This window comes from Burkholderia sp. LMU1-1-1.1 (genome assembly GCF_040675865.1).
Classification (GTDB): Bacteria; Pseudomonadota; Gammaproteobacteria; order Burkholderiales; family Burkholderiaceae_D; genus Rugamonas.
The window spans coordinates 296685-308573 of record NZ_JBEGHG010000012.1; the positions used below are offsets into that span (position 1 = coordinate 296685).

Sequence of the window (11889 nt, forward strand, 5' to 3'; positions counted from 1 at the left end):
GGTCGATGCGACGTTGGCGGCTCGTCGATGGCGGATTACGGCGTTCCGCCTAATCCGCCCTACGTGTATCCGTGGCGACGGCGCTTTTAGTGGTCTTGAAGATACGTGACGTCGAACGACCTCGGAGACACGTAGGGCGGATTAGCGAAGCGTAATCCGCCATGTATGAGCCGTCGGCGGCTTATACATGACGAGAAAATTCAGCGAAACTCCTCGGCGAGAAAATCGATGAACGCGCGGACCTTGGCCGGCAGGTTGCTTCGGCTAAGGTAATACACATAAAGGTCCGCGTCCGGCAGCCTGTAGTCCTGCATGATTTCCTTCAGGCGGCCGCTCTCCAGGTACTTCGCCACATCCCACTCCGAGCGCTGCACGATCCCGTGGCCGTCCAGCGCCCAATTCATGACGATGTCGCCGTCGTTGCTCGATACCGCGCCGCGCACCTTCACCAGCTCCACCGCTTTGCCTTTCTGTAGCCGCCAGGTTCCGTACACGTCGTCGTTCTGGCGGTGCAGGATGCAGCGGTGCCGGTGCAGTTCGGCGGGCGTTTGCGGTTCGCCGGCTTTTTTCAGATACGCCGGCGACGCGCACAAATACCGCTTGTTCGACATCAGCTTGCGCGCGGTCAGGCGCGTATCCGGCAGTTCGCCGAAGCGGATCGCCAGATCGTAGGCTTCCTCCACCAGACTGATAGGGCGGTCGGTCAGGTGTAGTTCGACCTCCACCTCGGGATACGCGTGCGCGAAGCGCGAGACAATCGGCGCGATCCGCGTGCGGCCGAATCCCGGCGTGGCGTTGACGCGCAGCAGTCCCTTGGGCGCCGCGCGGCCGCTGGAAATGGACTCCTCCATCTCGCGTATCTGGTGCAGGATCCGCGTCGACTGCGCCAGGTACGTCTCCCCCTCCTGGGTCAGGCTGATGCGCCGCGTGGTGCGGTTGACCAGACGCACGCCGAGCTTTTGCTCCATCAGGCTCAAACGCTTGGTGATGGCCGGCGGTGTGACGCCCAGCTCGCGGGCGGTGGCCGACATGCTGCCCAATTTCGCCAGCAGCACGAAAAACGCCAGGTCGGGCGCGGTTTCAATTTTCATTTAAAGTGAATAAAGGTTTTAATTTAAGTGAATTTTAGCAGTTAAATTCAAGAGTAAGCTGGCGTCATTGGCTGAGCACAGCGCCCCACACCCAGGAGACTTACCATGAAAATTGTTGAAATCCGCGAAAAAACCGTCCCGATCAGCTCCCCGATCCGCAATGCCTACATCGACTTCAGCAAGATGACTTTGAGCCTGGTGGCGGTGGTGACCGACGTCATCCGCGACGGCAAGCCGGTGATTGGCTACGGCTTCAACTCCAACGGCCGTTACGGCCAAGGCAAGCTGATGCGCGAACGCTTCATCCCGCGCATCCTCGAGGCCGATCCGCAGAGCCTGGTCGACGACAGCGGCAACAATCTGGACCCGCACAAGATCTGGAACTGCATGTTCACCAACGAAAAGCCGGGCGGGCACGGCGAGCGTTCGGTGGCGATCGGCACCATCGATATGGCGGTGTGGGACGCGGTCGCCAAGATCGAAGGCAAGCCGCTGTTCCAGCTGCTGGCCGACCGTTACGGCGACGGCAAGGCCGACCGCAACATCTTCGTCTACGCCGCCGGCGGCTATTACTATCCCGGCCAGGACCACAACAAGCTCAAGGACGAGATGCGCAGCTACATCGACCGTGGCTACACCGTGGTCAAGAAGAAGATCGGCGGCGCCTCGCTGGACGAGGACCTGCGCCGCATCGACTCGGTGCTGAGCGTGCTGCAGGACGGCCAGAAACTGGCGGTCGACGCAAACGGCCGCTTCGACCTCGACACCGCGATCCGGTACGCCAAGGCGCTGTCGCAGTACGACCTGTTCTGGTACGAGGAGCCGGGCGATCCGCTCGACTTCGAACTGCAGGCGACCTTGCGCAACTACTACAAGAATCCGATGGCGACGGGCGAAGACCTGTTCTCGATGCAGGACGCGCGCAACCTGATCCGCTACGGCGGCATGCGCGCCGACCGCGACTGGCTGCAGTTCGACTGTGCGCTCAGCTACGGCCTGGTCGAATACCTGCGCACGCTCGACATGCTGCGCGAGCACGGCTGGTCGGCCAAGCGCTGCATCCCGCACGGCGGCCACCAGATGTCGCTGAACATCGCCGCCGGCCTGGGCCTGGGCGGCAACGAGTCCTACCCCGACCTGTTCCAGCCTTACGGCGGCTTCCCCGACGGCGTCAAGGTCGAGAACGGCCACATCATGCTGCCGGAACTGCCCGGCATCGGCTTCGAAGGCAAGGCCGATCTGTACCGCGAGATGGTCAAGCTGGCCGAGTAAACTCCGGGGTCAAGTCCTAATGCCGCTAAGTTAAGGCGATTTTCGTAGGGCGGATTAGGCGGAACGCCGTAATCCGCCATGAGCCGCCGACGGCGCTTGGCGGATTACGCTGCGCTAATCCGCCCTACGTGATTTAGATGAACGCCTAACTTGGCGGCATTAGGGTCAGGGTGGCTTCGAGGCCGCCGTCCGGATGGTTGCGCAGCGTTAGCGTGGCGCCGATCGCTTGCGCCAGTTGACGGGCGATCGCCAAGCCGAGGCCAGTACCGCCGGTGTCGCGGTTGCGCGAGGCTTCGAGACGGTAGAACGGCTGCATGACGTTGTCCAATTCATCGTCGGGGATTCCGCCACCATGATCGCGCACGCGGATCGTCACCCGTTCATCGGTGCTGTCGACATGCAGATCCGCCGATCCCGCGTATTTCAGCGCGTTGTCGATCAAATTGCCCAGCACCCGGCGCAGCGCGTGCGGGCGGGTGACCAGCGGCGCACCGGCCTTGCCTTCCAATTTGACTGGATGTCCACCATCCAGATAGTCGCCGACGAGACTACCCAGCAGGGAGTCCAGATCGACCCGGCACGCAGCCTCCGACGTGCCGTGCAGCGTGCGCGCATAGGCCACGCCGTCGCGCACCAGCATCTCCATCTCGACCAGGTCGCGGTTCATCTTCTCGCGCTGGATCTCGTCATCCATCATGTCGGCCCGCATGCGCATGCGGGTGATCGGTGTTTGCAGGTCGTGCGAGATCGCCGCCAGGATCTGCGTGCGCTCGTCTAGGTGGGCACCGATGCGTTCCTGCATGGCGTTGAAGGCGCGCGCCGCACGCGCCACCTCCAGCGGTCCATCTTCGGCGACCGGAGCGGCTTTGAGGTCGGGGCCCAGCCGGTCGGCGGCGTCGGCCAGTTGCGCCAGCGGGCGGGTGGCCAGCCGCACGCCGTACCACGTGACCACCGCCAGCAACGCGAGCTGCAACAGCAGCACCGCCGGCAGCCACGCCGGAATCGGCAGGCCGGTAGGCCGCATGTCGATGACCAGCGTGGCGCCGTCGCCGAGCGTGACGCGCGCCTGGACGCGGTTGGGGTGTCCCGGCACCGCGCTGGCGGTGACCGGGTACTGTTTGCCGATGGATTTGACGAACGATTCGGCGGCCCGCTTCGACAGATCGCTGTCTGGCGCGTGGCCGGTGTCGCCCGGCCCCAGCGAAAATCGATAGCTGCGGCGTTCCAGTCGTGGCAACCATTCGGCCCGTTCGCTGGCGGGCAGGCGGTCCAGCAACGCCACCGAGCTGGCGACGTCCTGCTCCAGATAGCCGAGCATCAAACCGGTGGTCGCTTCGCGCCGCTCGCTGACGATCAGCCAATACGACATCGCGTGCGCCGCCGCCAGGCCGATGAACAGGATCAGCGTCAGACGCGTGAACAGCGTGCGTGGCCAGTGCAGCCTGGTCATGCCGTGCCTCCGAGATCGACCTCGGAGGAGAACACATAGCCTTCGCTGCGCAAGGTTTTGATGTAACGGGGCTCGCGCGCGTCGTCCAGCAGGCGCTGGCGCAGGCGGCTCACCAGCAGGTCGATCGAACGGTCGAAGCTGTCGGCGTCGCGCCCTTGCGTGAGGTTGAGCAGCTGGTCGCGCGTCAGCACCCGGCGCGGATGGTCGAGGAACACGCGCAGCAACCGGTATTCGGCGCCGCTTAGCGAGACCACCGTGCCGGCGCGGTCCAGCAGGTGGCGGCCCACGGTGTCGAGCTTCCAGTCGCCGAAGGTGATGAACTGCCCCGGCTCGTCGACCTGCATATTCGGCGGCAGCATGCGCGCGCGGCGCAGCACAGAGCGGATGCGGGCGAACAGTTCCCGCACGGCGAAAGGCTTGGTCAGGTAATCGTCGGCGCCCATTTCCAGTCCGACGATGCGGTCGGTCTCCTCGCCGCGCGCGGTCAGCATCAGCACGGGCAGGGCGCGCCATTTGCTGGCGCGCAGTTCGCGGCACAGGGTCAGGCCGTCCTCGCCGGGCAGCATGAGGTCCAGCACCAACAGATCGAAGTTGTGTTGTTCCAGCAGCGCGCGCATCTGGCGGCCATTCGCCGCCACCGTGGCGCGCATGCCGTTCTTTTCCAGATAAGCGGCCAGCAGCTCGCGGATTTCGCGGTCGTCGTCGACGATGAGAATGTGGTCTGTATTTTCCATGGACGCATCTTAACCTGTGAAAAAGGGCGCCATCGCCCGCTTTGTATCCCAGTGTATCCGGATCGACCCTGTACACACAACATTGCAAAAGCCGGGGTTTTGGACACAGCCGATACACACCGCACCGGTTAAATGGAGCCTTCCAAAACAGGAGGACAAGCCATGAACAATCTCATCGAACTGCCGCTGGCGACGCTCGCCGGCGTGCTGACCATCGCCTCTCCCTGCGTGCTGCCTATCCTGCCCATCGTCTTAGGTAGCACTTTGCAGCGCACAAACCGCAGCCGGCCGCTGTTCATCGTGGCGGGCTTCGTGCTCACCTTCGCCGCGCTCGGCATGTTGCTGGCGAGCGCCTCGCAGCACGTCGTCGTCGCCCACGAGACGCTGCGCCTGGCCGGCATCGCCATGCTGATGTCGACCGGCTTGCTGATGTTGCGGCGCCAGCCGTACGAATGGCTGATGGCCCGCATGGGCGGTTTCCTGAACCGCGTCGGCCCTTCGGCGGACGGCGGCAGCGGCAACGCCGGCGGCTTCGTGCTTGGCATGTCCCTCGGCGCCGTGTGGACGCCGTGCGCCGGCCCGGTGCTGGCGTCGATCCTGGTGCTGGTCGCCAAGGCGCAGGACATCGGCTGGTCGGCCACGCTGCTGGTGATGTACGCCCTCGGCGCCGGCATACCGATGCTGGTGATCGCCTACGGCGGCCAGTTCATGGCGACGCGGGTGCGGGTGCTGGCGCGCCACTCCCACCGCCTGATCCAGATCTTCGGTGTGCTGATCCTGCTGACCGGACTCGCCATCTACTTCCAGTACGACGTCGTGATCTACGCGGCCCTTGCCGACTTTTTCCCTCCCCTGAAAGGATATTGAACATGAAATCCGTATTCCATACCACGCTGGCCGCTCTCGTCTTGTCGAGCGCCACCTTCGCCGCCGCCACAGCGGCGCCGGCGCCCACGACGGCGCCGGAATTCACCGGCATCCAGCAATGGCTCAATAGCGAGCCGCTGACCATAGGCCAGTTGCGCGGCAAGGTGGTGCTGGTCGACTTCTGGACCTACACCTGCATCAACTGCATCCGCACGCTGCCCTACGTGAAGGGCTGGCACGAGAAGTACAAGGACCAGGGACTGGTGGTGGTGGGCGTGCACACCCCGGAATATCCGTTCGAGCGCTCGACCGATAACGTGAAGACCGCGATCAAGCGCTTCGGCATCACGTATCCGGTCGCGCAGGACAACCAATACGCCACCTGGAGCGCCTACAACAATCAGTATTGGCCCGCCGTCTACCTGATCGACAAGCAGGGCAAGGTGGTGTACCAGCACTTCGGCGAGGGCGCGTACGCGGCGACCGAGGCGAAGATCCGCACGCTGCTGGCCGAACCGGCGGTCGTGTCCCGGTAATCCGTTTTCATACTATCGAAAGGAATCATCATGACTGAGCTGACCAACATGAAACGCCGTAGCTTTCTGAATACTGCCGCGCTGGGACTGGCCGCGAGCCAGATCGGGCATGCGGGGCGCGCTTTTGCCGCCACGGTAACGCCGGCGAACGCTTTCCCCGCGATCCGGCAGATCAACGCCGGCCTGCTCGACGTCGGGTATGTCGACATGGGTCCGTCGGACGGCATGCCCATTCTGCTGCTGCACGGCTGGCCCTATGACATCCATGCCTTCGTCGATGTGGCGCCGGTCCTGGTCGCGGCGGGATACCGCGTCATCATTCCGCATCTGCGCGGCTATGGGAGCACGCGCTTCCTGTCGGCGAACACGCTGCGCAACGGCCAGCAGGCGACCTTCACCGCCGATGCCGTCGCTTTCATGGACGCGCTGAAGATCGGCAAGGCCATCGTCGCCGGTTTCGACTGGGGCGCCAGGATCGCCGGCACGCTGGCGGCGCTGTGGCCGCAACGGTTCACCGCGCTGGTGTCGGTCAGCGGCTACCTGATCGGCAGCCAGGAGGCGAACCGGGCGCCGCTGTCGCCCAAGGCCGAGCTGCAATGGTGGTATCAATATTATTTCGCCACCGAGCGCGGGGAACTGGGCTACCGCGCCAACACCCACGCGTTCGCGCGCCTGATCTGGGAGCTCGCCTCGCCGCAGTGGAAATTCGACGACGCCACGTTCGCTCGCTCCGCCGCGTCGCTCGACAACCCGGACCATGTCGCCATCTCGATCAGCAACTACCGCTGGCGTTTGGGACTGGCGCCGAGCGAGGCGCGATATGACGATCTGGAGCGGCAACTGGCGCGCTTTCCCGACATCGGCGTGCCCACGATCACGATGGAAGGCGACGCCAACGGCGCCCCGCATCCCGATCCCAAGAACTACGCCAAGAAATTCACGGGCAAGTACGAACACAGGTTGCTGACCGGCGGCATTGGCCACAACCTGCCGCAGGAAGCGCCACAGGCCTTTGCCCAGGCCATTCTCGATGTGGCGAAATTAAACTGAGCCGCACGCACCTTCACTTACTTATCAAGGAAACGATCATGAACCACCCTGAAAAAACGCTGTACACCGGCAGCACCCACACCACCTCGGGCGGCCGCGACGGCACCGCGCGCAGCACGGACGGCCGCCTCGACATCAAGCTGTCTTCGCCGGGCTCGCAGGGCATGGGCACCAATCCCGAGCAATTGCTGGCGGCGGGCTGGTCCGCCTGCTTCATCGGCGCGATGGGGCTGGCGGCCGGCACGCTGAAGGTGCAACTGCCGGCGGAGTTGTCGGTCGACACCGAGATCGACCTGTGCCATGGAGAAGGTGGTTACTTTTTGCGGGCGCGGTTGCACATCAACATGCCTGGCGTGGAGCGTGACCGCGCACAGGCCGTGATCGAGGCGGCGCATCAGACCTGCCCATACTCGAAGGCGACGCGCGGGAACATCGACGTCGCGTTCGAGCTGACCGTTTAGGTGGCGGGTGGCTGGGGTCGCCGGGCCGGTGCTGTACGTCCTATGGAAGGCGTATTTCAAGCGATGGAACTTTTACCAACAGGCCCAATGGCTCCATTCCTGAATCTAATCTATTCGGATGAACGCAGCAAGGAGGCCTTCGCTTGTTTGTCGGCCTTTCGGCGCGCAGGGGCATTGCACGCTACAGCTGGGAGTATGGCGTCGAGCCCGCGCTGATATTGTTCGATGCGAAGATCACTCCGATTCCCTGCAAAAGAGATTGGTCGGGGTGAGAGGATTCGAACCTCCGGCCTCTGCGTCCCGAACGCAGCGCTCTACCGGGCTGAGCCACACCCCGACTGCAAATCGTGATTCCTGTACCTACCAAAGCCTTTTAAAAACAATGACTTGGTGACCGCTTCGCTTTCCTGCGCATAATTGCGCGAAGCCGCAACCAAGAGCTCTTTGGTATGCATTGGTATTCATTTTAACGAAGGCGAAGACGGATTACAAACGGAAAAGCCGCCCCATTGGGGCGGCTCGTCTATGCATGTTCAGTGCGCGCGATGGTCTATCTTACTGACCTCTGCGAGTTGCTACACGTCGCCATTTACCCAGAGCTTGCCTGCCTCTTCATAGGCCTCGTCTAGCCACCCGAGCAGCTTATCGTAGAGGTCAACCTCTTCGTCGTAGAGATTGAGTTCCTCAATATCTACACGCGCGCTTGAAGTGTGGATGCTGAGTTCTGCGGTCGAGCCCTGTGTTGACGCTTTCTCGTCGAAGAGCTCCACGACCAGATGTGGCAGCCGCTCGTCTCCATCGAACGATTGAAGCATGTAGTCTTTGGAGGCCTTCCAGCCGAGCGCAATGTCAGTAGTAATCATGTGTTTTCCTTTAAATTTGAGGTCGAGTTCTGAAATGAACTCTGATGTTGAAATGAGTGTAGCTAGGCCACTTAAACGGCAGAGTGGCCTTTGGAAATGGGGAGTTACGCTAGCGCCGGTCCGCAACTACATGGCTCGGTAAACGTGCCAGAGGCGGAGACCGCCTATATGTCACTGGGAACTAGATGCGCGCTAGCGCAGCTGCTTTGGCTCGCATGCGTACGAGTGAGGCGCTTGTCGAGTTCGTCGTGCGTCGACCTGGGTTCGCGCCGAAAGCCGTCTCAGGAAGAGAAGTTTTTTTCAGTGGTAGCTCCGCGTCCTCGGGCGACGTCGCGCGGAGGGTGGCGTCGAGCCACTTGTAAAAGATTTCTGGGTGCCACAGTACTCGTCGGCCGATACTCACCGGCCTTGGCAACTCGCCTAAGCTAACGAAAATTTCGACTTGTCGGACGGAGCAGCCGATGGCTTCTGCGACGTCCTGTTTGCTCAATGGTTTAAACGGTGTGATGTTTTGGGTCATATTGTTCGCTGAAGTGGATTGTAGGTTTGGTTCGCATTGGGATTCCTTTCCGAACGTGGATGAATGTGAGATAGCCCGAGGGCTTGTTTGTTAGCGCTAGAGTTCAGCGCTGAAATTCATAGGGTCGCGACGGTGTGTCGAGGCACGTAGCGTGACCTGAAAGCCGCAGGCGATTTCAGCGCTGAAATCTTTGATAGCTGTGAGTCGGCCTTAGCTCGTCCGCATGGTAGAAGCGGTCAAACGGAGATTCCTTCACGCGGATGATAGAGCTGTCGGCGCCGGGGCCCCTGCGAATTACTTCGTCTAGAACCTTATCGGTGCAAGGCAAAATTTCTACTCTCTCGAAGCTGCCGTCCTTCATGCGGTCGGGCCAACCAAACCAATAATTTTCTTCTTGAGGTTCTATCGGGTGGAAGGCCCAGATTGGACCAGCGGCACCGACTGCAATGCAAGCTCCATTAAGTTGTGGTCTGGTTTGCACGTAGTGTTCGTATAGGCTTGTGAGCGTTTCGTAGTCCGAGAGCGCGTTATATGCAGCCGCCCTTTCTTGCGTGTCGGCGAGGCTTTGATTAACTTCTCGCCAAACCTCTATGGAGAAAGTCTCCTCAGATAGGAATGGAGCCTCGAGCGTGAGGCATTGGAGGCGGTCGCCGTAGTCATGGCCAAACACTAAGTGCCATAAAATTTCGTACTCTATTTTCATTGAAGTCCTTCGAGTGTGCATGTTGAATTGTTAGAGCGTTATCAGTAATGGTCACTCGTTCGGGTGGGAGGGCACAGGCTGAAATTCCAAACGGTTTGTTCGATTTCAGCGCTAAAATTTCCCCCCCCAGTTGAGTTGCCCGGGTGGAGTTGAGTAAGACGTTCTGAGACACATTGCAGCACCGTCATCCCAAGCTAAGGCCAATTTACAATCGTCATTTCAGCGCTGAAATCGTACGGAGCACGCAAACGCGGGCTCCGGGCATATCTGGCGGTGTACGTGTGTCGGTGTGACGTGGCGTCTACTGGTGCAATCCTGGAACAGCGGACGCATCCATTTCCGTTGTAAGCTGGGAAGTGAACTGCGCGCTCGGATTTCAGCGCTGAAATGTCCTGGGTTTTGTGTCCCAGTGTCTGGTCGACTAAGTCGAGTGAGGTGGGACTGAATCCCGACTAAAGAGCGGTTGAAGGTGTTCTTGGCTGATGAATCGCCAGGGCTGAAAATCGCTGCCGCAAAGCTCGAGTCAAAGGTCGACATTGCTAGCCGCTCGCATATGTGCGCTATTTCATGGCATCGACTGCTACTTTCGCGTTTTGCTCTGACATTGGGCTTTCAGGACGGCGGCAATTTCAGCGCTGAAATTATCCTTTGCTTTGACGGTGTTTTCTCCGAGCCGCCGCAGCTCTACCCCGGACCGTGTGTGACTTGCAGTCCGTGCACCCGCAGGCGGCGAGAACGCAGTCGCTGTTCGCCCTCCGAACATGATTGCTGCTTCAATCAAATAACGGGGAAGTAGACGGTCTTTGCAAAGTGCCTCGCTGCCTCCTGCGAGCTAGCAGATGAGGAGGTTTTCGATGGCGCCACCAGCTCAGGGGGCAACAGGCTGCGGACGAAATGGAATTGTGGGTCGTTTTCCCCGTCTTCAAAGTGTCCTAGCAAGACCAGTGCGCTGCCGACGCCGCCGAAGAATACTCGCTCTTCTGGTGCATATCCGATACTGTGCCCGAAAAAGGTTCCCTGTTCATCCAGCCCGAGGGTGAACGAGTTTCCTTCAGACCTTATCGGAGACGCCTCCAAAGCACGCAACGCGCAGCCCAATTGGTAACCGCTCGAGGTGGCAAATATCTCTTCGTCGTCGTTGTACAGGCGCGCTACCAGAGCGCGAGAGGAGTTGCGGGACATACTCAGTTTGATGTGATTTACGTTCATATTGTTCCTTTGGTTGTTCTAATTTTTTAGTTAATTGTGTGCCAAGTGCATCGGCTAAAACGGCGGATGCAGAGGAATTAATAGGCTTGGGGTGGTGGTGCTGGCCCGTACTGGATGCGCTGACGAGCACGGCAAGTGAGCGCCGTCTACGCAGTCCGGTCAAGGTGACAACCAGCGTAAGACGGTCAAGCGGCGGTTCTAGTTAGGGATTTCAGCGCTGAAATTGTACGGCGCTTGAAGTAAATGGTTCTGCAAGGGGGCGCTCTTGTTGATTTGGAGCGATACGTAGCGTCGCATGGTACCGCTAATATTTCGACGAAAAGGTGGGCGCATTGCAACTCAACTGCTGTCGCAGAGCGGACGCGTCGAGTGGGAACGGCGACATTTCAGCGCTGAAATCGCAATCGTTCCTTCGCGAATCTAAGCTTGGCCTGTTTCCTGAGCGTGGTCCAGGAACGTTGACGCTGCCTCTGCGCCAGTGACGCAGTACCCGTCATCCATGCATCCCGTGATTTCCCCGAGGGCCAGAGCCCATCGGTCGTGGAATCGTTCCATGTCGCCCATCTCAAGATTTTCCAAGAATTCGTGGAATGCTTTTTTAGAGGAGAACACAGTTTTGACCCAAGTGTCGCTATCAATGCAACCTGCCTCGGCGGCTGCGCTCAGCGCGTCGAGCACCTCCCAGTGCTGATATACGCCTTTGAATTTGATGAATTTTTTCGTCGTTTCGTCGAAGCCCATGCCTCGGACCAGTGGAGTCAGGGCACGCAGTTTTGGGGTGTAAGGGGTGATGGTTGGCATATTGATTCCTTAGATGAATGTAGGTAATTGTTGTGCCCGCGCTCGTTCGCAGGGCGTGTTTTTTCCTGGCGGGCACGCCGCCAGGTTGCGATAGTTAAGCGCCTGTTTTGGCGTTACGCCGTCGGTAAAGCATCAAATTGTTAAAGAGCGAAAAATCTAATTGGGATTCGAATACAGCGGGCGCAACTTGGCTGCTGTTTCTAAAATTTAGGTGCTCAGGGCAAGCCTGGCTATGTGATGTGGTCAGCGCGCAGCTGATTTATGAATCATGCCGTATGGCAATTTAATTGTCAAGGGGCATGAAAGAATTTTCCGGTGTGAACCCACCGCGT

The 11889-nt window shown here is 60.2% G+C and carries 12 protein-coding genes and 1 tRNA gene; 5 read left to right on the forward strand and 8 right to left on the reverse strand.

The features are described from left to right. Window positions 1–200 precede the first annotated feature (200 nt). Window positions 201–1091 (reverse strand): LysR family transcriptional regulator, encoded by an 891-nt coding sequence (locus MRBLMU1_RS13205; protein ID WP_315211859.1) that lies wholly within the window; start codon window positions 1089–1091, stop codon window positions 201–203. Between the two features lie 105 nt (window positions 1092–1196). On the opposite strand from MRBLMU1_RS13205, the gene MRBLMU1_RS13210 reads away from it, so the two are divergent. Continuing rightward, complete coding sequence (locus MRBLMU1_RS13210) at window positions 1197–2363, forward strand: mandelate racemase/muconate lactonizing enzyme family protein (RefSeq protein WP_363502007.1); 1167 nt, start codon at window positions 1197–1199, stop codon at window positions 2361–2363. Between the two features lie 145 nt (window positions 2364–2508). Here MRBLMU1_RS13210 and MRBLMU1_RS13215 read toward each other — a convergent pair whose 3' ends face one another. Both MRBLMU1_RS13215 and MRBLMU1_RS13220 read right to left on the reverse strand, forming a co-directional pair. Next, a complete protein-coding gene (locus tag MRBLMU1_RS13215; RefSeq protein ID WP_363502009.1) occupies window positions 2509–3813 on the reverse strand; it encodes an ATP-binding protein in 1305 nt (434 codons plus the stop codon). Next, window positions 3810–4547, reverse strand: coding sequence for a response regulator (locus tag MRBLMU1_RS13220; protein WP_363502011.1), 738 nt, complete (start codon window positions 4545–4547; stop codon window positions 3810–3812). Before MRBLMU1_RS13220 ends, MRBLMU1_RS13215 begins: the two co-directional genes overlap by 4 nt. A 162-nt stretch (window positions 4548–4709) precedes the next feature. Here MRBLMU1_RS13220 and MRBLMU1_RS13225 point away from each other — a divergent pair, with 162 nt between their 5' ends. From MRBLMU1_RS13225 to MRBLMU1_RS13240, 4 genes are read left to right on the forward strand one after another with little or no spacing between them, the layout of a single operon-like run. Then, a complete protein-coding gene (locus MRBLMU1_RS13225) occupies window positions 4710–5414 on the forward strand; it encodes a cytochrome c biogenesis CcdA family protein (RefSeq protein ID WP_363502013.1) in 705 nt (234 codons plus the stop codon). 2 nt (window positions 5415–5416) lie between these two features. Next, the gene (locus MRBLMU1_RS13230) at window positions 5417–5950 is read left to right on the forward strand and encodes a thioredoxin family protein (protein WP_363502015.1); all 534 of its coding nucleotides are present in this window, start codon (window positions 5417–5419) and stop codon (window positions 5948–5950) included. Between the two features lie 30 nt (window positions 5951–5980). Further along, a complete protein-coding gene (locus MRBLMU1_RS13235) occupies window positions 5981–7000 on the forward strand; it encodes an alpha/beta fold hydrolase (protein WP_363502017.1) in 1020 nt (339 codons plus the stop codon). Window positions 7001–7038: 38 nt separating this feature from the next. Further along, entirely contained in the window at window positions 7039–7461 is a 423-nt protein-coding gene (locus tag MRBLMU1_RS13240; protein ID WP_363502019.1) for an organic hydroperoxide resistance protein, read from the forward strand. A 260-nt stretch (window positions 7462–7721) separates the two neighbouring features. On the opposite strand, the gene MRBLMU1_RS13245 is transcribed toward MRBLMU1_RS13240, so the two are convergent. The 5 genes from MRBLMU1_RS13245 to MRBLMU1_RS13265 all read right to left on the reverse strand — a co-directional run bounded on the left by MRBLMU1_RS13245 (window position 7722) and on the right by MRBLMU1_RS13265 (window position 11557). Next, window positions 7722–7798 (reverse strand) — tRNA-Pro (locus tag MRBLMU1_RS13245). Between the two features lie 238 nt (window positions 7799–8036). Then, a complete protein-coding gene (locus tag MRBLMU1_RS13250) occupies window positions 8037–8324 on the reverse strand; it encodes a hypothetical protein (protein WP_363502021.1) in 288 nt (95 codons plus the stop codon). Window positions 8325–9019: 695 nt separating this feature from the next. Continuing rightward, window positions 9020–9547, reverse strand: a complete 528-nt coding sequence (locus tag MRBLMU1_RS13255; protein WP_363502023.1) for a hypothetical protein — start codon at window positions 9545–9547, stop codon at window positions 9020–9022. 777 nt (window positions 9548–10324) lie between these two features. Next, the gene (locus tag MRBLMU1_RS13260; RefSeq protein WP_363502025.1) at window positions 10325–10756 is read right to left on the reverse strand and encodes a hypothetical protein; all 432 of its coding nucleotides are present in this window, start codon (window positions 10754–10756) and stop codon (window positions 10325–10327) included. 420 nt (window positions 10757–11176) lie between these two features. After that, window positions 11177–11557 carry a hypothetical protein gene (locus MRBLMU1_RS13265; protein WP_363502027.1) on the reverse strand — a complete coding sequence of 127 codons (381 nt, stop codon included), beginning with the start codon at window positions 11555–11557 and terminating at the stop codon, window positions 11177–11179. Window positions 11558–11889: the final 332 nt, after the last annotated feature.

Coding starts and splice junctions, on each gene's coding strand:
- MRBLMU1_RS13235 (WP_363502017.1), top strand. CDS start 5,981: ATGACTGAGCTGACCAACATGAAACGCCGTAGCTTTCTGAATACTGCC.
- MRBLMU1_RS13255 (WP_363502023.1), bottom strand. CDS start 9,547: ATGAAAATAGAGTACGAAATTTTATGGCACTTAGTGTTTGGCCATGAC.
- MRBLMU1_RS13240 (WP_363502019.1), top strand. CDS start 7,039: ATGAACCACCCTGAAAAAACGCTGTACACCGGCAGCACCCACACCACC.
- MRBLMU1_RS13250 (WP_363502021.1), bottom strand. CDS start 8,324: ATGATTACTACTGACATTGCGCTCGGCTGGAAGGCCTCCAAAGACTAC.
- MRBLMU1_RS13225 (WP_363502013.1), top strand. CDS start 4,710: ATGAACAATCTCATCGAACTGCCGCTGGCGACGCTCGCCGGCGTGCTG.
- MRBLMU1_RS13210 (WP_363502007.1), top strand. CDS start 1,197: ATGAAAATTGTTGAAATCCGCGAAAAAACCGTCCCGATCAGCTCCCCG.
- MRBLMU1_RS13220 (WP_363502011.1), bottom strand. CDS start 4,547: ATGGAAAATACAGACCACATTCTCATCGTCGACGACGACCGCGAAATC.
- MRBLMU1_RS13260 (WP_363502025.1), bottom strand. CDS start 10,756: ATGAACGTAAATCACATCAAACTGAGTATGTCCCGCAACTCCTCTCGC.
- MRBLMU1_RS13230 (WP_363502015.1), top strand. CDS start 5,417: ATGAAATCCGTATTCCATACCACGCTGGCCGCTCTCGTCTTGTCGAGC.
- MRBLMU1_RS13215 (WP_363502009.1), bottom strand. CDS start 3,813: ATGACCAGGCTGCACTGGCCACGCACGCTGTTCACGCGTCTGACGCTG.
- MRBLMU1_RS13205 (WP_315211859.1), bottom strand. CDS start 1,091: ATGAAAATTGAAACCGCGCCCGACCTGGCGTTTTTCGTGCTGCTGGCG.
- MRBLMU1_RS13265 (WP_363502027.1), bottom strand. CDS start 11,557: ATGCCAACCATCACCCCTTACACCCCAAAACTGCGTGCCCTGACTCCA.